The sequence below is a fragment of the Candidatus Krumholzibacteriia bacterium genome, assembly GCA_030748535.1.
In the GTDB taxonomy this organism is placed as follows: Bacteria; Krumholzibacteriota; Krumholzibacteriia; order JACNKJ01; family JACNKJ01; genus JASMLU01.
This window is the reverse complement of record JASMLU010000010.1, coordinates 23,307-41,770: the sequence shown is the minus strand read 5'-3', so window position 1 is coordinate 41,770 and position 18,464 is coordinate 23,307. Positions and strand designations below refer to the sequence as shown.

The following is an 18,464-nucleotide window of genomic DNA, read 5'->3' as shown; positions in this document are numbered from 1 at the left end:
GGCTTCCGCTTTATGAGGTCGGCCTTTTAGGCTCTTGGTCCTTGGACCCTTGGACCCTTTGTCCTCTCTTGCGCGGGTAGGGCGAGAGGCGCCAGCCAAGCCCCCCGCGCGAGAGAGGAATCTGGAGGGGGCAAGAAATCACGAAGCGGCGGGGATCTCCCTCCGCGCCGGCGAAGCCGGAGCAAAAAACGGCACCTCACTTCTCACCCCCTGATTCCAGCGATCCCCGGCCACTCTATGCCCACGCACCACCAAGGGCGCTGCCCTGATCTTCAAGATCAAGAAGTGCTTGCATTTTTCACACAGTTGGCATAGTATGTGCAGAAGCGGTGTATATACTATACTAAAACAGGGCTTTCCCGATTGTTCCCGTACCCCGAGGTCTGACTTGTGGACAGCGCAGAGTTGCGAAAGCGGATTCCGCACGAAGAGTTCGATTACCAGCAACTCCTCGATTGTCTGGGGGAGTATCGACAGCCAAGGGCGAAGATCAGCGCTCTTCTGAAAAGCGGAATTGTCACGAGGGTCAAGAAGGGGATCTATGTCTTTGGCCGTGACTATCGCCGGGGCCCGGTCTCGCGGGAGATTCTGGCGAACCTTCTCTACGGCCCTTCCTATCTTTCCCTGGACTATGCGCTTCAACTCCATGGTCTGATTTCGGAGCGGGTCGAGGAGCTTACCTCGGTCTGTCTGGGTCGTTCCCGCGCCTTCGATACCCCTTTGGGGCGATTTTCATATCACCGATTATCCCTGTCGAGGTATCAGGGAGGCATCCTGCGATCCAGGCTGCCCGATGGTCGAGCCTATCTCTTGGCGACGCCCGAAAAGGCCCTGATCGACAAGCTTCATGAGGGGCGGGGTCTTGGCCTGCGCTCCCGGGCAGAGTTGCGAGAGTACTTGAGCGATGATCTGCGAATCGACTTCGAGGATCTGGGAAGACTGGATGCAAAGCTGATCAATGAAATCGCAATCCGCGCGAAGTCCCGTCTTGCTCGCTTCTTGGCGAAAGAGGTCCTGGCGGCCCATCGAAAGGCAGAATAATGCACGAAGCCATCAAGCAGATGCTCAGCCGTTACCCACTGGGGACGGTCGATGAAGGGGTCAATGCGCTACGGGAGCTTACCCAGGAGCTTGCCCTGCTGGGGCTATGGCGAGCCAGGTTCTTCGAGCATGCCGCTTTCTATGGCGGCACGGCGCTGCGGATCTTCCATGGCCTGGACCGTTTTTCCGAGGATCTTGATTTCACTCTCCTCAAGCAGGACCCAGACTTTCAGCTTGCTCGCTTTACCGACAGCCTTTCCCGGGAACTCCAGGGCTTTGGTTTCGAGCTTGAGGTCACAACTCGCAAAAAGGCGGTAGACACGGCGATTCAGTCGGCCTTCCTGAAGGGAAACACTCGGCATCAACTTTTGGAGATCGGGATTCCCCGGGAACTGGCCAGCCTGGTTCACTCCGGTCAAAAGCTGAAGGTCAAGCTTGAGATTGACACCGATCCTCCCCCCTCCTTTTCCAGCGAGATGCAAACCCTGCTTCAACCGATTCCCTTTGCGGTTCGCGTGTGCAGCCCGCCCGACCTCTTCGCGGGGAAGTTGCACGCCCTTCTTTTTCGCCGCTGGAAAAGCCGGGTCAAGGGGCGCGACTGGTATGACTTCGTCTGGTTTGTGGGCCGGGGGACGCCGGTGAACCTCTCGCATCTTGAGCAGCGCATGCGCCAGACTGGCGATTGGGAGGGGAGCAAAGCACTGATGCCCGAAGACCTTTTTGAAGCTCTGGAAAAGGTGATCAGGGACCTTGATGTCGATCAGGCTCGTAATGAAGTGCGGCGCTTTCTGAGGAATCAGGATGCCCTTGCGCTCTGGTCGCAAGACTTCTTTCATGATATTTCCCGGCGGGTGACAATCAGCGGGGTTTGAATGCAGATCCCGACCCGAGGAAGCCCTCTTTTCTGATGCCAAAACCTGCCTTTCCCACTATCATCAGCCGACCTCGGACAAGGGAGACAGCATGAAGGATTCCTCAGGCTCTAAAAGCAGCGGGCGTTTCATTTTATACCTGTTTCTGGGAATGATCCTCGGTGCCGTCTTCGGCTCGCTGGCCGCCCGGGAGTTCGCCCTGATCACCCTGGTCGGGGATCTCTTTCTCTCTGCGCTGAAGATGCTCATCATTCCGCTGATCGCCTCAAGCATGATCGTGGCGGTTTCCGGGCTGGGCAATGTGCGGAACTTGGGTAGAATCGGAGCCAGCACCCTTGCCTACTATCTTTCGACCACCGTTCTCGCAGTCATCCTGGGACTGATTCTGGTCAACCTGATCCGCCCCGGAGTGGGAATGCCGACCGATGCGGCCCTGGCCCGGGAAGTGGCCGAGTATTCCTTTCTCGATGTAATTCGCGGCATCATCCCGAACAACTTCTTTGGCGTGATTTTCACCCGGGTGCAGGTTCTGCCCCTGATCTTCTTCTCGCTCTTTCTGGGAAGCGCGTTGACCCTGATTGAGGGTCGCGGAAAAGTGGTGCAGGATTTCTTTGAGGGTCTTTTTCATGTGAGCATGAAGATGACGCATTTGGTGGTAGCCACCGCGCCTCTGGGCGTCTTTGCTCTGGTCGCAAGCCAGATGGGGCGCGCCGGAGGATGGTCGGGCTTTCTTCCCGTGCTTCAGTCCCTCGGCCTCTACTCCCTGACGGTGCTTCTGGGTCTTATGCTGCATGGTGTTGTAACCCTGCCGGCCATTCTCTTTTTCATCGCCCGCCGCAATCCTCTTGTCTTTCTGAAACAGGTGGCCGAGCCGCTGGTCCTCGCCTTTTCTACGGCCAGCAGCAGTGCCACGCTACCGGTGACCCTTGAAACCCTGGAAAAAAAGGCCGGCGTGGATCGACGGGTGGGGGGCTTTGTCCTGCCTCTCGGGGCCACGGTCAACATGGACGGAACGGCTCTCTATGAGGCCATTGCCGCGGTCTTCATTGCGCAGAGTTATGGCATCGTTCTGACATTGCCCGCCCAGATCACCCTGGTGATGACCGCCACTCTAGCAGCCATCGGCGCCGCCGGGATTCCGCAGGCCGGTCTGGTGACCATGGTCATGGTCCTTCACTCCGTGGGACTTCCCGCAGAGGGCATCGGCATGATCCTCGCCGTGGACTGGTTCCTCGACCGCTGTCGCACGAGCATCAATGTCTGGGGCGATGCCGTGGGGGCCGCTGTTGTGGAAGCTCTCATGGGAAGAAAGGGCAAGAGCGCATAGCCAAGAATGCCGGCTTCTGCTATCTTCCGGCCATGCAACTGAATTTCCCTGGAAATCCGCGCCTGAAAGCGCTGCTGGAGCTGGCTCTGCAAAACGGGAGCCTCGCGGGGAGCTATCTCTTTGAAGGCAGCCCCGGAAGCGGGCAGGAGCTGGCCGCCCTGGAACTGGCCGCCTGCCGGATCTCCGGGAGCATGGCCCGCGACGACGATCAGTTTCAGCGGGTTCTCCGTTTCGCCCATCCCGACCTTCTTTTTGTGCAGCCCATGGTCGCACCTACGGGCAAGAGCTTCGGCGCCATGAACGAGGAAGAACTTCTGGGCCTTATCCGCGAGTATCAGGGTCGCAAACAGAAAGACCCTCTCCTTCAGCCCGCGTTTTCGGGCAAGCCGCACATTTCGATCAAGGCGGTGCGGGCCGTGAGGAAGGAACTGAGCAGTCAGCCTTTTGAAGGCGAGGGTCGTGCCCTGATTATCCGGGGAGCAGACACTCTGGACGCAGCCGCCCAGGATGCCCTGCTCAAGACTCTCGAGGAGCCTCCGCCGGGAAGCCTGATCATTCTGATTTCCTATCGCCCGGAAGCCCTGCGACCCACCATTCTCAGTCGTTGCCAGCGCCTGCCCTTCGAAGCCCTGGAAAAGGAAACCGTGGAAGGGATTCTCCGGGAGCGGGGGCTTGCCGAAGAGCGTGCCCGCTTCTTTGCCTCCCTCAGCGCTGGCGATCTGGAGGAAGCCGCCAAGCTGCAAGCGTCCGAGAGCGAGGACGGGAACCCGCTTCTGGAACGCCGAAAGGAATGGTTCCGGTTTCTGGACTGCTGCGAGTTCGGCACTGAGGTCGAAATGATGGATGCCGTTCAGGATTTTACCCGTACAAAAGCGGGGCAGGGCAACCTGACACAGAGCCGTGCGGACTTCCTGTCTCTGGCCATCGACTGGTATCGTGATCTTCTCGGCCTGCGTGGTGGCGAGAGCAGCCTGCGCGTTCATGTGGATCAGGAGGACAGGCTGCCCCGCTACGAAAATCTCGATGCCGGGGCGCTGGCCGATAGAATCCAGAGCGTGGAAAAAGCCCGCGACCAGATTCTCCGCTATGCCAATGCGAACCTGACCTTTCTGGCCCTGTTTTTCCGTCTTCGCAGTATCCGGAGCAGCCTCCATGCTTGACAGCCACGCCCACCTTCATCGCGAGGAGTTCGACGCAGACCGCGAAGAGGTCGTGGCGCGCCTGAAAGCTGCGGGAGTGCGACAGGTCCTGGAAGTGGGCATTGATGAAGCGGGCGGCAGGAAGGCGCTTGCACTGGCCCGCGAACACGACTTCCTCAAGGTGGCTCTCGGCTTTCACCCCCACGAGGCATCCCGATGGTCTCCCGCGATTCTCGAAGAACTTCGGAACATGATCGAAGACGAGAACTGCGTGGCTCTCGGGGAGATGGGACTCGACTACTTCCGCGACTACTCTCCCCGGGATCTGCAGGACGCCTGCTTTCGGGACCAACTGAAGCTGGCCCACGAGCTCGACATGCCGGTGATCTTTCATGTCCGGGCGGCCGAGTCCGACTTCCTTCGCATAGTCGATGAGATCGGCCCGCCTCGCCGGGCCGTCCTTCATGCCTTCAGCCACGAGGCCGACTTCGCTCGCGACTGCCTGGATCGTGGTTTCTATCTCGGCATCGGGGGCATCCTGACCTATCCCAAGAGCCGTCTTCCGGAGATTCTCCGGGAACTTTCCCCCGAGCGCATCCTGCCTGAAACCGACTGCCCCTGGCTTTCTCCGCAGCCGCTTCGGGGAAAGCGCAATGAACCGTCTCATCTGATTCATGTGCGTGAGAAACTGGCGGAAATTTACGGAGTCAGTGAAGAGAGAATGGACGAGATCAATGAGGCCTCTTATGCGGCCTTTCTGGGGATGGCATGAAAGAGGGACGCATTCCTCCGCTCAAGCGTCTCGGGCAGAACTTCCTTCATGATCGCCGGGTCATTGAAAGGATCCTCGAAGCACTGGAGGCCTCCGAGGGCGATTTCGTGCTGGAGTACGGATGCGGCACCGGTGCATTGACCCGTCCGCTTGCCTCCAGCCCGGCGCGCATCGTGGGCGTGGAGGTAGATCGTGCCCGGCTCCGGGAACTTCGTGGCGATGAGGATTTTAGGAATGTCGAGTTCCGGGAGGAAGGTCTGGAAGTGCTGGATCCCCTCAGCGTGGCTTGCGAATACGGAGTTTCCAGCATCAAGCTTCTCGGAAATCTGCCCTATCAGCTCACTTCCACGGCACTCTTCCACTGTGCCAACGGAGCCGGGGTTCTGGACCGGGCGGTTCTCATGATGCAAAGAGAGGTCGCTCACCGCGTCATGGCCTCTCCCGGCGGGCGGGACTACGGCATCCTTCCCGCTCTTATGCAGGCTCGACTTTCGGTGAGAAAAGTAGTGGATGCCTCCCCCGCTGCTTTCTATCCTTCCCCGAAGGTTCACAGCCGGGTGCTCTGCTTTCGGCCCCTCGAGACCTCCCGGGTAGATGATTCCCTCTGGGACTCGTACAAGGCCCTGGTCAAGGCCCTCTTCTCGGAAAGGCGAAAGCAGATGCGAAGCCCGCTGAAAAAGCACTACGGACTCGATGATGCGGGTCTCGAAGAGCTAACAAAGAGGACGGGGCTGGATTTTCGCCGCCGTCCCGAAACCATGGAAGTGGAAGAACTGGCTCTTTTGACAGAAAAACTCCCCGAATGCGCATCATAAGAAGAACCGTTCCCGGATTGCTCCTCAGCCTTGCGCTCCTTGCCGGGCTTTGGCCCGGCTCTGCCCGCGGGGGAGAGGACTCTGCGGGAGGAGCGGAGATTCCCGATTCCCTGGCGGCTGCGGACTCTCTGGCCGATGCCTTCGAGATTCCCCCCTCTCCCGGCGTACACCCGGTCTTCAAGTCCGAGACCCGCTCGACGGACACCCGCATGGGCCTGAAAAACTCTCTGGCCCTTTCGATGGGATTTCCTTCCTCCTGGATCCTTTCGAGCCGCCTTCACTTTGACCGGGAGCTGTCACGAACCACGAACCGGACTTCGACCAAGCGCGGGTTCACCGTCAGCAGCTCCAAGCGCATTCTCGGCCGCATTCCCGTTTCCTTCAGTGCCAGTCGCAAGCGCAACCTGCAGGAGCAGAATCCCGGGGAAAGCAATTACCGGCTCGACGAGTGGGACCTGTCCACCCTGACCGCTTCGTCCAGTGGCGGCCTGCAGTTCGCCGACTGGCTGGGCATGAACACGAGCCTGAGTTCGGGAGCCTCCACGAACGAGAACCGCAACAACCAGGGCATGAACCGAACGACCTTCAATGGCAACAGCAACCTGGCCCTGCGCATGGATCTCAAACCTCTGGAGAAACTGAAAATCGTCAGTGGCGTGACCGGGGGAGTGGTCAATGGAACCGGAACCCTGCTGGATCTTCAGGACCGGGTGCAGAGCCGGAACGACTCGATCCAGTTGAAAGTCAACTACGCTCCCGGCCCCAAGCTGAAACTCAGCATCAGTGGCGGCATGCTCGGGGAGATGAGTCAGCGACTGGACTTCCAGCGGGACATTTTCAATGTGGTCCTTCCCGAGAGTATTCCGATCAAGGAGGAAACCTACCAGGACAGTTGGGGGGGGCGGCTGGACTTCGACCTGAAGCCCGGGAAGTTCCTGAACCTGAGTCTGGCCCTGTCCACCCGCAGTTCAATGAAACGGGTGACCAACACCACGGACAAGGACAAGGACAATCGCGCTGACGGGCTGAAGCTCTCTGCCCTGCTTCGTGTTCTGCCCGGACAGACTCTCGACATGGTCTACAAGGAGGACCACAGCGAGGATCGGAGTTTTATCTCCGACAGGACCACGATGAAGCGGGAAGTGCGCTTTCTGCTTTCCCAGACCCTCAACCCGGGCTTCAAACTGAGCGCGGAGGCCTATTTCTTCCTGAACCAGGATTTCTACAAGAACTCCATCAAGAATCCTCTCGATCGCGACCAGTTCAAGAACCGTTATACGTTTACGGTTTCCGGTCGCCCGATTTCCTGGCTCAAGGCGGACAACACGCTCACCTATCAGCACCAGCGCGACATCATGATCCGGGCGATCAAGTCCATCTCGAACAAGGACCGGACGACTCTCGCCTGGCGATCCAATCTGGAGTACACCTTTTTCCGGCACTACCGGCTGAAGCAGATGCTGGAGGTAAAGGCAAGCAAGGAAGATTTTGTCTTCACCCAGAACCTGAACTCCCTGAATCGCGAGTCAACGCTTCTGAGTACTGCCACGATCCCTCTTTTTGGCGCCATTACCCTGAATCTCGCCCACGAGTTCAAATTGAGGCAGTTGGGGAGTTTTTTGCCGGATCCCGATGTTCCGGGGCATCCGGAGACCTTCTTCCGCTCTGAGCGGAAAAAACGAGAGCTATTTCGCTTTGGGTTCAGCTATATCCTCTTTCCTTCCTTAAAGTTAAGCTGCAAGGAGGAACTGGGGCGGGAGGTCAGCTACGAGTATGCCGACGCTAGTCAGGAATTGACCCCCTACGGCAATTTAGACCTTGGTATCCTCTATAATCGTGACTTTGGAGGGGGGGGGAAGGTCCGCCTTGAGCTGGTCCACAAGGCGAAATTCGGTCGATTTGTGAGGAAAAATCAACGGAGTCTCTGGATTCCATCCCTGTCTATCGAGTATAATTTCTAAGGAGATACGTGTTTCGAGTTCAATGTACAGGTTTCTTTTTTAGGGCAGGAATGGCTCTTTCTTTCCTGTTCGGTACGGTTCTGGCTAATGGGTGCTTGTTCCAGCCCCGGGAACCGGAAACTCCTAGTGAGGATTCGGCTCCCTGGATCCTGCCGATTGATCCGCAGAATGTGCTGGCAAATATGGAGTCGGCTCTTGAGTCGCTCACCAGCACGAACTACGAGAACAGTCTGGGTGAAGAATTTCAGTTCTTACCCAGTTGGCGGGCCGAGGAAGACGCTGCCCAAGCGGGGTTTTCCTTTGAAGATTACAGGAATTCCCGGGAACTGGACGCCCTGGCAAAACTGTACACTTTGGTAGATTCGCTCAGGGTGGAATGGAACTTCGATCCTTCGGAAGATATGACCGAAGGGCCTGATGAAGCCCAGATCACCTTGGAGGATTATCAGCTCTTTGTCTCCTACAGCGGAAGCGAGCCTACCGAGTACAGTGGCAGTGCGGAGATGACACTCCGCCTTGTGGATGGTCAATGGGTGCTGGAAACTTGGGATGAAAGCAACAGCACCGCGTCCGACCTTCCTGACTGGGGTCAGCTTCGGGTGACTCTGGACAACTAGGGCAGCGAACAAAGAATCTGGACGATTGAACCGCCCGCTTTTGCGGGAACCTATGAGGAGAGATGGAAGCATGACCACCAAGCGAGCCCGTCTTACGACGCTTCTCATCCTGGCGGTTGCCCTTCTGGCCACCAGCGGCTGCTTATTCAGCCCGCCCGAGAAGAACGACGACAACACCCCCCCCACCGTGGAATTCGGATCCTATGCCACCCCCGATGGTCTGGTTGACAACTTTGTCACCGCCTGGGAGTACATGGTTATCAGCGAGTACCGCGACAACATCCTGTACCCAGGCACGGAATACAATTCCTTTGTCTTTTACCTGCTTCCTGACGCCATGGATCCCAATGGCGAAGAGCTTCCCGATTCCTGGGGCTATGACGAGGAAGTGGCTCACATTTCCGGTCTTTTCAGTGGAAACCCCTCGGCCGACGGCAGCACCCCCGGTGTCGAGAGTATTTCTCTTGAGCTGACCCCCTTCGGAACCTGGAACGCTCCTTCCGATCCTTATCAGGTCGAGGGCGATGCCTACCCCGACGGAACGATGGCTCGTCGCTATCGCACCGACATGACGATCACCCTCGAAGGTGAGAATCAGGGTGGATACAACGGTTTCCTGATCAACGATGTGATCGAGCTCTATGTCATCCCCGTCAGCACGGATGGCAGCACGGAGTACCGTCTCTGGAAGTGGCGTGACATCAACAACTAGGTTCTTCCAGAGCTGATGATGATCCCTCCGGCTTCGGCCGGGGGGTTTTTTTGTGCCTGCCGGAAAGTCTCCTTGAAGGGAGAGACAGAAGAGGGTAGAGAGTTTCAGGACGAAAGGTGGGATTCTTGCCCGGAAAGAGAAAGAAGCGGAAGAAGAAGGGAAAGAAGACAAGGAAAGCCCAGGGGCGTATCCTGACGGTTTCTTCTCTCCTGTTTCTGGCCATGGTTGCCGCCCTTCTTGTCTCCCTCTTTCGGGCGGAGTGGGATAGACAGCAGGAGCCGGATGCGATCCGTCCCGCAAGCCCCGCCTGGGCCGTCGGCATCCTGGCTCGCGGGATTCGGGAAATCGGGGTGAACGAAAAGCACATCCGCAGCGGCCTGGCTTCAGATGGTGAGACCATATTCCGCTTTCCCTGTCCCGACCACCTGCACCCGATCACAGCCAATCGCTGGTTGAGCCGAATCCTGCAGGAAGAGGGTCTGGAGATTCTGGAATGCCGGGAGGAGGGTCGGACCGGTCGCCCCACCCTTCACTACCGGCTCTTCGTGCCCGGCAGCGACCATCTCTTCCTGCGCCTTCGCATGGATCCACCCTCCGGCGATCCGGCTCTTCAGGAGCAGGAGCCGGTTCTCGCCATCGTGATTGACGACTTTGGCTACAACTATGGCCCGACGGTTCGGGGTTTTCTGGACCTGGATATTCCCCTGACCACGAGCATTCTTCCCGGATTAAGGCGAAGCGAGAGAGTGGAAAGAGAGGCCAGGAAGCGGGGACGCGACATCTTCCTGCACCTTCCCATGGAGCCCCTCGGGTGGCCGGAAGATAATCCGGGTCCCGGAGCGGTTTTCACGGGGATCAGCCGGGACTCCCTGCACTCGCTTCTTGACAGCCACTACGAGTCCTTCCGTTTTGTCAGCGGCCTGAACAATCACATGGGAAGCCGTGCCTGTCAGGATTCCGGGCTGATGGCGGATTTTCTGGACTGGGTGAAGGAGAAGGATCTTCTGGTGCTCGATTCCTGGACCCATCCCCAGAGCAAGCTTTTCGACATGGCCCGGGAGCGGGGGGCGCGGAGCCTGAAGTGCGACCTTTTTCTCGACGGGAAAGGGGAAACGGAAAGCGGAATTGCAGAAAACCTGATGATTCTCACGAGTTTGGCCCGGGAGCGCGGTCGGGCTGTGGGAATCGGCCACCCCCGCAAGGAGACCCTGGCGGTGCTCGAAAGAATGATTCCCCGCCTTCAGGACTATGACTTCCGCTTTGTCACAATCTCGGAACTTGCGAAAAAGAAGGAACTTGAGCCTTGAGTTCAGGCCGGGCCGTTGAATCTCACGAGGCTGTCTGCTATATTCCTGTTTCATTATTGAGGCCCGCGAGGGCCTTCCTTTACGAATGGGATTCTCTGGAATGAAGATCATCCGAACTCTGTTTCTCCTGCTCTCGCTCTTTGTCCTTTCGGCCTCTGCCCAACTGGACGGAGTGGGGGCGCCCTTTCGCAGCGAAGGTGACCCTGATCAGGTCTTTCCCTACGAACTGGTCAACTACACGACCGCGGGGCATGAATACCGCATGGCCCATGCGCAGGCCATCCTCCTGGGACGAGTTACTCAGATCCGGGAACTGGAGGGCACGGACAAGGAGATGAAGTGGGTTGCGGACATCCGCATCGAGCGGATGGTTCGTGCCGACCGACCGTCCCTGGAAAAGGCCAAGACCTGCTTTGTCCGATATTTCCCCGTGGGGGAGTTTCTGGAAAACCTGAAAGAGGGCGATCGCTGTCTCTTCCTTCTCCGTCGCGATACGACCACTGACAGCGGGCTGGTAATCCCCACGGAAATGCATCTCTATCCGGTCAGCGAAGAGGGAATTGCGACGCGCTTCTTCAAGAATATGCCCACGGCCGAGGCCCCGGAACTTCAGCAACTTCCCCTTTCCAAACTCGTCGAGCAGGTACAGCGGGTTAAGCGCCGGATCTCCATGGAAGACCAGGCAAGCCGGGCGGATCTCGTCATGATCGGGATCGTGGGAGACAGCAGGCAGGGCGATGGCCCCAATTCTGACCATCTTTTTGTCCAGTTGAGTCCCGACCGGGTTTTCAAGGGAGACCCCGGAAAAGGCCTGATCACGCTGCAACTGGCCAACAATGTCAATCGCTGGACGATTGCCACGCTTTCCCGCCCTACCTTCCGCAAGGGTTCCAGAATCCTGATTTTTGCGAACAAGGACCCCACGCTTTCCTCACAGGGTCCCGGCAACCCGGCAGGAGAGACCCGGTGGACTTTGCCCCTGGGGCTCCACTCCACCTGGGCGGTGGCCCGATCCACGATCTGGAGGCGGGGAGACATGCCCCGCAGTCACGAAGAAGTTTTCGAAGATCTGAAACGATGGTGCGCGACCCGCTAGGTGGACCCCGCGACCGAATCAGAACAGGAGCCGAAGGCTCCGGAGGAATTCATGAACCGAAACCAGAAACTCAAATTCGCGAGCGTATTCGTGGTGCTGGCGATCAGCGTCTGGCTGCTCTGGCCCACCATTACGCTTCTGCGGATGAGCGACGAGGCGATCGATGACCTGAAGGTCAACGACCCCGCCCGTTACAATGAACTTCTCGACAAGTCGATCCGCCTGGGTCTCGACCTCCAGGGCGGAACCTACCTGGTTCTCGAGGTGGACCTCGAGGGCATCGACACGGCCGAGCAGCAGAACATCGTTGATCAGGCTCTCAAGGTGATCCGCAACCGAGTGGATCAGTACGGGGTCTCCGAACCCAGTATCCAGCAGGAAGGCGACAATCGCATCGTCATCCAGTTGCCCGGGCTTCCCGATGTGGAGCGCGCAACTCGCCTGATCAACAAGACTGCAATTCTGGAACTGAAACTGGTGGGCCAGCAAGGCGAACTGGTTTCCGGGCTTCAGAAGATTGACGACATCCTTCTCAGTCGCCTGACTCCCGAAGAAAGGGAGGTGGAGGGTGTCGTGGAAGAGGAAGCCGTCTCCTTTCTCGGAGAGGATGTGGCGACCGCGGATGCCGAGAAAGAGCATCCTTTTACCGCCTTTCTCAAGAGCTTCCAGAACGGGGCCGTCCTGGTGGACAGCGATGACATTCCCCGCCTGAAGCGTTACCTCGAGGATCCCGCGGTGCTGGCCGCTCTACCCCGCAGCTACCAGTTCATCTGGAGTGCGGAAGATGTCAGTTACGCCGGGGGCGCACGCAGCGCCCGCCTGCTCTACTACTGCAGTTCCCGGGTGGATCTGAGCGGCAAGAACCTGACGACCGCCTCCTATGAGCCGGACAATGATCGCCCCGGACAGTTCCAGGTGGCTTTCAATCTGGATCGCGTCGGTGCAAATCAGTTCGCACGGGTGACCGAGCGAAATGTCGGTCGTCAACTGGCCATCGTGCTGGACAACCAGGTCTTTTCTGCCCCGGTGATTCAGGGGCGGATTGGACAGGGTCGCGGCACGATCACCGGCGGCTTCAGTGCGGAAGAGGCAAACGATCTGGCCATTGTTCTTCGTGCCGGTGCTCTCCCCGCCTCCATGAAGGTGGTGGAGGAACGCACCGTGGGGCCGAGCCTGGGTCGAGACTCCATTGAAAAGGGATTCAGGGCGGGACTCTGGGGTTTCATCAGCGTGATTGTCTTCATGCTGATCTACTACCGGGGAAGTGGCCTGATTGCCACGGGCGCCCTGATCCTGAATCTTCTGATTGTCATGGCCATCATGGCTTCGAAACACGCAACCCTGACGCTCCCGGGGATAGCGGGTCTGATTCTCACGGTCGGAATGGCGGTGGACGCCAATGTTCTGATCTACGAGAGAATCCGGGAAGAGCTTCGCAGGGAGGGGAGCAAGGTTCGCCGGGCCATCCAGTCCGGATACGAGCACGCTTTCTCGACCATTCTTGATGCAAACCTGACCACCCTGATCACGGCTCTCGTGCTGTACATTTTCGGCACCGGGCCGATTCGGGGATTTGCGGTAACTCTCTCGCTGGGAATCATCGCGAGCATGTACACGGCCCTGCTGGTGAGCAGGAGCGTCTTCGATCTCTTTACCGCAAAGCGCCAGGTCAAGAACCTGAGTATCTAGGGGGGACATGTTTCAGATACTGACCAATGCCAATTTCAGGATTATCCCCCGCAGGCGGATGATGATGCTGATTTCCACCCTTCTCATTCTTACAGGAATCGCCAGCATGGTTTTGCATGGTGGCCTGAAGATGGGAATCGACTTTCGGGGCGGATACAAGTTCATTGTGGAGTTTGAAAAGGATGTAGAGCTTTCCACCATTCGACAGGCCCTGATTGAAAACGGCCTGGAGGGGGGACAGGTCTCGGACTTTGGCTCCAGCAACGAAGTTCTCGTGGTGCTCGATTCCCAGGTGGCGGATCTGCCCGAAGATAACGCCGGTGGCGACATCGTCCAGTTGCGTCTGGCCGAGACCATGAGAAATGCCTTTCCGGGCAACCCGGTTCAGGAAATCAGCCAGGAAAAGGTAGGGCCGAAGATCGGCGCCGAGTTGAGGAATGATGCCTTCTGGGCCATCATCTACTCGCTTCTCGGTATCATCGCCTACATCACCTGGCGCTTCGAGTTCAAGTTCTCGATCGCAGCCATCACGGCTCTGGTGCATGATGTGCTGATCACACTGGGCATTTTCAGTCTCCTGGACAAGGAACTGAACCTGACCATTCTTGGCGCCCTGCTGACCATTGTCGGTTACTCGCTCAACGATACGATCGTAGTCTTTGACCGGATCCGGGAGAACCTGCGAGGTCGTAGCAGGAGTGAGGCCTACGCGGAGGTCGTCAACACCAGTGTGAACCAGACCCTCAGCCGTACGGTGATCACCAGTCTCACGACGCTGATCGTGGTGCTGATTCTCTTCTTCTTCGGAGGTCCCGTGATCCACGACTTTGCCTTCGCCCTTACCGTGGGTGTTCTTGTGGGTACCTATTCCTCGCTCTTTATCGCGAGTCCCGTGCTGGTGGAATGGCAGGCGGCTTCGCAGAGAAGGAGACAGAAGAAGCTGGCCGCAAAAGGCTAGCAAATTGGCACATTGCAATCAGGGGGGCTTCGGCCCCCCTTTTTTGTGACTCTCCGTCCGCACTGGTGTATAGTTCCCGTGTTCAGAATTCTACTAGCGGAGGACGATGAGGCACCGTTTTCTAGCCCGGGCTCTGTTACTTGTCGGCATTCTGGCGGCAATGCCTCTTTCTGCTTCAGAGAAACCCTCCCTTTCCTGGCAGGAACACGCAGAAGAGCGGCTCTCTCTGGCCATGGAAGAGGCCCAACAGCTTGCGTCGGCAATTCGTCAAAGTTCCCTTCACGATGAAGAGGATGCGGAGGCTCTCTTTGAGCTTTTGGAGGCTTCTCTCCCTGAGCGGGGCGTCCTGTCCGGCGGCCACTGCGGTCTTTTGATTCGTAAGGAAGGCCGCGTTCTCGCCTGGGCGGGCAATCCCCGTGCGAGTAGCTATCGTTCTTCCTCCCTTGTGAATCGAAACCGGATTCTGGTTCAGGATGACAGCGAGACTGCCTTTCTTCGGATCCTCTTTCCTGTTTTCGGACGGGAGAGCCTTTCCTGCGAGATCCAGTTTCCCCTGCATTCCGGGTCCGGGGGGATCTGGGCGCCCAGCGGTCCGAACTGGAGCCTTCGCCTCTTTGCCCAGGAGAGGGGAGAACTGCCTCTGCCGGAATCCGGGCCCTGGAGCCTGCAATGGAGCGAAGCGGCTTCGGAGAAGAATCAGGGGCGAACGGTCTTTCTGGGGGAAACGCCCTTTTTCCATCTGCGCTTTGACCAGCAGTCACCGGGAGAGTCCAAAGAGAGTCGCCGCCTGCCCGGCGCGAGCCTTGCGGGAGTTCTGGCAGTCCTGGCCCTGCTGCTTCAGAGATGGTGGAAGAGAAGACGGGGGGGGCAAAGCACCCTGTGGCATCGCCTGATCTGGCTGCTCCCTTCGTTGCTGGTTCTCCGTCTACTGCTCCATGCTTCCGGGATTCCCGGGGATCATTCTCCCTGGTTTTCGATTCCCGCCTGGGGAGGCCTTCTGTCGAGCCCCGGGGAACTCTTTCTCACGGCTCTGTTCCTGCTTTTCGGTCTGCTTGTTCTGCTGCGTCCCAGCCTCCTTGCCGATTCGGAGGAGGGAGAGACTCGTCCGCCCTCCTCAAACTACTTTCTTCCTGCGATTCTTCTGCCTTTTCTCGCTTCCCTTCTGGCGCACTTCCTTTCCCGGGGACTGTTTCAGGCGGCGGCTCCGCAGTGGCTCTTTCTGGATCCTCTCCCCGGGGGCCCTGCCTTTCTGCTGGACCTCTCTCTCTTTCTGCTTCTTTTGACGATTCTGGGCCTTTTTCTTTTCTTCTCGCGAATGGCCTGGAACCGCGTGCCGGATCTGCGCCGTCTTCGCATCCCCGCCCTGTTTGCGGCCCTGCTTCTGCCTCTTGCAGGGCCTTCCTGGACCCTCTTTCCCGCAACGCTCCTGATGCTTCTTGCCTCGCAAAGAACTCAGGAGGGACAGATGCGTCGCAGCGGAAAGCTCTTTCCACTTCTCCTTCTGGCCCTGACAGCGGGTTTGCTCGCCTTCGGCGGGCGGGAAATCGTCCAGCTCCAGTATCTTCCATTTCTGGAGAAAGGCGGGGCGCTTCCCTGGGGCGAACTGCCTCCCCTGTCCCGAATCTCCACGCTCGCCGATGGAAGCCCCTCTTTTTCCGCTCGCCTGATGGGCCTTCTTGCCCAGTTTTCCTTTTCCCTCACGGCGCTGGTTCTGCTTCTGCTGCTGGATCTGGGTCTTACGAGACTGCCTTTTCTGAGGACTACCCTTCCCCCGCTCTTCATGCCCCGGGGCCCGGGCTTTCGCCATCGCCTGCTGGCGGGTTTCCTTCTGGTGGCTCTTTTGCCCACGGCTCTGATCGCCTTTCTCGGCGCAGAGCAGGTTCTTCGGCAAATGGACCGCGCCTCGCAGCGAAGCAGCCTGGAGCGGGCACATTCGGCACTTCGGATTCTGGAAGAGGAGGTTCGGCAGGAGGCCACGCTTCTGGCGGCCGGTGAGTATGTTCGTGACTTCCTTCTGCCGGCGACCCTGAGCGATGAGGCGCATGCGAAGATTCCCGAAATGCACGAACTGATGATTTTCGATGGCGGGGGGCAACTGAAACTGGACGAGACCTTCCGTGGCTGGACTTCCGCCCAGGCGGATTCCTTCCTTCGCTCCACTCCCCGAAGCAAGATGAGTTTTGAACTTCTGCGGGACCGGCAGGACCGCCCCCGGCTCTTTGCCGCCTACCTTTTGCCCTGGACCGTGCTCGATCACGACGGAAGAAAAGTTCCCTGCACCGTTTACTACCGCAAGCAGCTTCAGTCGGATCTTCTTGCCAGAATAGTCCGGGAGATTGAAGGGGAACTGGCTCTCTACCTGGACGGGCAAAGGGTGCAGGCCAGCCCCGGAGCCCTTCGACTTTGCTCTGACTATCTCGCAGCGGAACAGTATCGGGAGATTTTCATTTCGGGCAGAAAAGAGCTCCTGGGGACGGGAGTATCGGGCGAGGAGCGTTACGGGCAGAGCTGGATTGCTCTTCACGACCCCGGGGCTCGTGCGCTGGCCGTTCTTTCCAGTCTTGACTATCCCGGAGTGAGCGAGCGGAGTGCGGTGTTTCAGCAGGGTCTGTCCCGTGTCTTTGCCCTTTCCTCCCTTCTGGTTCTTCTGGCTCTCGGTCTCGGTAGTTTTCTTGCCGAACGGGTCTATGGCCCGATCCGCAGTCTGCAGATCGGAACCCGGCGTATTGCAGAAGGTGACTTCAGCGAGAAGCTTCCCGCAAGCGGCAACGATGAAATCGGCGAACTGGTGGATTCCTTCAATCTGATGAGCGGCCAGTTGGAAGAAGCCCAGGAGGAACTGGTTCGAAAGAAACAGTTGGAGGCCTGGAGCGAGATGGCCCGGCAGGTTGCTCACGAGATCAAGAATCCACTGACTCCGATCCAGTTGTCCGTTCAACACGCCGAGCGGGCCTGGAAGGACAAGAGCGACCGCTTCCCCTCCGTCTTCGAGGACACGGTGCGAACCGTGAGAAGTCAGGTGGAGATTCTGGGCAGGATTGCCCGGGAGTTTTCCAGCTTCGGAAGAAGTCGTGCGCTGGAGATTCAGAAAGTCGATCTTGCTTCCATGGCAGAGGAGATTCTCCTTCCCTATCAGGGCGAACTGGAAGTGCAGTTGCATTCGAGTGGCCCTCTTTGGGTCATGGCTGATGCGGAAGCCCTGAGGAAGGTGCTTCTCAACCTGATCGAGAATGCCCGGGAAGCCATGGAAGGTGGAGGCCTACTGGAGGTGTCCTGGCAGCAGGAGGAGGAGAGGGCTGTCTGGCTGCTTCGCGACTTCGGGACGGGGATCTCCGAAGAGGCGAGAGAGCGGCTTTTCGAACCCTATTTTTCGACGAAGACCTCCGGTACGGGTCTCGGTCTTGCCATCTGCGCTCAACTGCTGGAAGAAATGAAGGGTGGTCTGGAGCTGATCAATCAGGAGGGTGGCGGGGTGCTCACCCGACTGCACCTTCCTCCGGCGGAGGACTAGGATGCTTCGCTTTCTCCTGCTCCTTTGTTTCGCCCTTCCCGCCCTGGCCGGTGAAATTACGATTGCCCGCCTTCACTACGGGGGAGGCGGGGACTGGTATTCCGACCCGAGCAGCCTTCCCAACTGGCTGGCCGAGTTCGAAAAACGCACGGGTCTACCCTGTGCAGAAAAGGAACGCGTTCTTCGCCCTCTCGATCCGGGCTTGGCGAGAACCCCCTTTCTTTACCTGACCGGGCATGGACAGATTCGTTTTCAGGCAGAAGAGGAGGCGGCTCTTCGGGACTGGTTTGCCGGGGGCGGTTTCCTTTACGCTGATGACAACTACGGTCTCGACGAGAGCTTTCGCCGTGCCGTCGAATCTCTCTTTCCCGAAGAGCGTCTGCGCCTTGTTCCCGCAGACCACGCCATCTATCATTCCTTCTATGATCTTCCCGGTGTCCCGAAGATTCATGAGCACGACGGAAAACCCCCGCAGGGATGGGGGCTCTTTCTCGACGGTCGTCTGGTGATTTTCTATACCCGGGAGGCGGACATCGGGGACGGGCTGGAGGATCCATCCGTCCACCGGGATTCCCCTGAAAAACGCGAGGCGGCAATGAAGATGGCCATCAACATTCTCTACTACGCCCTGACCCGGGATTGACGCA

The 18,464-nt window shown here is 58.4% G+C and carries 15 protein-coding genes; all 15 read left to right on the top strand.

What is annotated here, in order from left to right; translation table 11 throughout:
- Nucleotides 1-405: 405 nt before the first annotated feature.
- The 15 genes from QGH30_08395 to QGH30_08325 all read left to right on the top strand — a co-directional run bounded on the left by QGH30_08395 (nt 406) and on the right by QGH30_08325 (nt 18,460).
- A complete protein-coding gene (locus QGH30_08395) occupies nt 406-1,041 on the top strand; it encodes a hypothetical protein (GenBank protein MDP7022356.1) in 636 nt (211 codons plus the stop codon).
- Nucleotides 1,041-1,913, top strand: a complete 873-nt coding sequence (locus QGH30_08390; GenBank protein MDP7022355.1) for a nucleotidyl transferase AbiEii/AbiGii toxin family protein — start codon at nt 1,041-1,043, stop codon at nt 1,911-1,913. Before QGH30_08395 ends, QGH30_08390 begins: the two co-directional genes overlap by 1 nt.
- 91 nt (nt 1,914-2,004) lie before the next feature.
- The gene (locus QGH30_08385; protein MDP7022354.1) at nt 2,005-3,240 is read left to right on the top strand and encodes a dicarboxylate/amino acid:cation symporter; all 1,236 of its coding nucleotides are present in this window, start codon (nt 2,005-2,007) and stop codon (nt 3,238-3,240) included.
- A 32-nt stretch (nt 3,241-3,272) separates the two neighbouring features.
- The gene (locus QGH30_08380) at nt 3,273-4,400 is read left to right on the top strand and encodes a hypothetical protein (GenBank protein ID MDP7022353.1); all 1,128 of its coding nucleotides are present in this window, start codon (nt 3,273-3,275) and stop codon (nt 4,398-4,400) included.
- Nucleotides 4,393-5,151 carry a TatD family hydrolase gene (locus QGH30_08375; GenBank protein MDP7022352.1) on the top strand — a complete coding sequence of 253 codons (759 nt, stop codon included), beginning with the start codon at nt 4,393-4,395 and terminating at the stop codon, nt 5,149-5,151. Before QGH30_08380 ends, QGH30_08375 begins: the two co-directional genes overlap by 8 nt.
- Complete coding sequence (rsmA, locus tag QGH30_08370) at nt 5,148-5,966, top strand: 16S rRNA (adenine(1518)-N(6)/adenine(1519)-N(6))-dimethyltransferase RsmA (GenBank protein ID MDP7022351.1); 819 nt, start codon at nt 5,148-5,150, stop codon at nt 5,964-5,966. The genes QGH30_08375 and rsmA overlap by 4 nt, the downstream gene beginning before the upstream one ends.
- Complete coding sequence (locus QGH30_08365; protein MDP7022350.1) at nt 5,954-7,927, top strand: hypothetical protein; 1,974 nt, start codon at nt 5,954-5,956, stop codon at nt 7,925-7,927. Before rsmA ends, QGH30_08365 begins: the two co-directional genes overlap by 13 nt.
- Before the next feature lie 50 nt (nt 7,928-7,977).
- Nucleotides 7,978-8,544 (top strand): hypothetical protein, encoded by a 567-nt coding sequence (locus QGH30_08360; protein ID MDP7022349.1) that lies wholly within the window; start codon nt 7,978-7,980, stop codon nt 8,542-8,544.
- 70 nt (nt 8,545-8,614) lie between these two features.
- On the top strand, nt 8,615-9,256 hold the full coding sequence (locus tag QGH30_08355) for a hypothetical protein (protein ID MDP7022348.1): 642 nt from the start codon (nt 8,615-8,617) through the stop codon (nt 9,254-9,256).
- A 125-nt stretch (nt 9,257-9,381) separates the two neighbouring features.
- Nucleotides 9,382-10,563 (top strand): divergent polysaccharide deacetylase family protein, encoded by a 1,182-nt coding sequence (locus QGH30_08350; GenBank protein ID MDP7022347.1) that lies wholly within the window; start codon nt 9,382-9,384, stop codon nt 10,561-10,563.
- A gap of 100 nt (nt 10,564-10,663) precedes the next feature.
- Nucleotides 10,664-11,659 carry a hypothetical protein gene (locus QGH30_08345; protein MDP7022346.1) on the top strand — a complete coding sequence of 332 codons (996 nt, stop codon included), beginning with the start codon at nt 10,664-10,666 and terminating at the stop codon, nt 11,657-11,659.
- A gap of 51 nt (nt 11,660-11,710) precedes the next feature.
- Nucleotides 11,711-13,348: a protein translocase subunit SecD gene (secD, locus tag QGH30_08340; protein ID MDP7022345.1), complete on the top strand. Its 1,638-nt coding sequence runs from the start codon at nt 11,711-11,713 to the stop codon at nt 13,346-13,348.
- Between the two features lie 7 nt (nt 13,349-13,355).
- Nucleotides 13,356-14,306 (top strand): protein translocase subunit SecF, encoded by a 951-nt coding sequence (gene secF / locus QGH30_08335; GenBank protein MDP7022344.1) that lies wholly within the window; start codon nt 13,356-13,358, stop codon nt 14,304-14,306.
- A gap of 106 nt (nt 14,307-14,412) precedes the next feature.
- Complete coding sequence (locus QGH30_08330; GenBank protein ID MDP7022343.1) at nt 14,413-17,817, top strand: ATP-binding protein; 3,405 nt, start codon at nt 14,413-14,415, stop codon at nt 17,815-17,817.
- 1 nt (nt 17,818) lies between these two features.
- A complete protein-coding gene (locus QGH30_08325) occupies nt 17,819-18,460 on the top strand; it encodes a DUF4159 domain-containing protein (protein MDP7022342.1) in 642 nt (213 codons plus the stop codon).
- Nucleotides 18,461-18,464 lie beyond the last annotated feature (4 nt).

Coding starts and splice junctions, on each gene's coding strand:
- rsmA (MDP7022351.1), top strand. CDS start 5,148: ATGAAAGAGGGACGCATTCCTCCGCTCAAGCGTCTCGGGCAGAACTTC.
- QGH30_08325 (MDP7022342.1), top strand. CDS start 17,819: ATGCTTCGCTTTCTCCTGCTCCTTTGTTTCGCCCTTCCCGCCCTGGCC.
- secD (MDP7022345.1), top strand. CDS start 11,711: ATGAACCGAAACCAGAAACTCAAATTCGCGAGCGTATTCGTGGTGCTG.
- QGH30_08385 (MDP7022354.1), top strand. CDS start 2,005: ATGAAGGATTCCTCAGGCTCTAAAAGCAGCGGGCGTTTCATTTTATAC.
- QGH30_08360 (MDP7022349.1), top strand. CDS start 7,978: ATGGCTCTTTCTTTCCTGTTCGGTACGGTTCTGGCTAATGGGTGCTTG.
- QGH30_08390 (MDP7022355.1), top strand. CDS start 1,041: ATGCACGAAGCCATCAAGCAGATGCTCAGCCGTTACCCACTGGGGACG.
- QGH30_08345 (MDP7022346.1), top strand. CDS start 10,664: ATGAAGATCATCCGAACTCTGTTTCTCCTGCTCTCGCTCTTTGTCCTT.
- QGH30_08375 (MDP7022352.1), top strand. CDS start 4,393: ATGCTTGACAGCCACGCCCACCTTCATCGCGAGGAGTTCGACGCAGAC.
- QGH30_08355 (MDP7022348.1), top strand. CDS start 8,615: ATGACCACCAAGCGAGCCCGTCTTACGACGCTTCTCATCCTGGCGGTT.
- QGH30_08380 (MDP7022353.1), top strand. CDS start 3,273: ATGCAACTGAATTTCCCTGGAAATCCGCGCCTGAAAGCGCTGCTGGAG.
- QGH30_08365 (MDP7022350.1), top strand. CDS start 5,954: ATGCGCATCATAAGAAGAACCGTTCCCGGATTGCTCCTCAGCCTTGCG.
- secF (MDP7022344.1), top strand. CDS start 13,356: ATGTTTCAGATACTGACCAATGCCAATTTCAGGATTATCCCCCGCAGG.
- QGH30_08330 (MDP7022343.1), top strand. CDS start 14,413: ATGAGGCACCGTTTTCTAGCCCGGGCTCTGTTACTTGTCGGCATTCTG.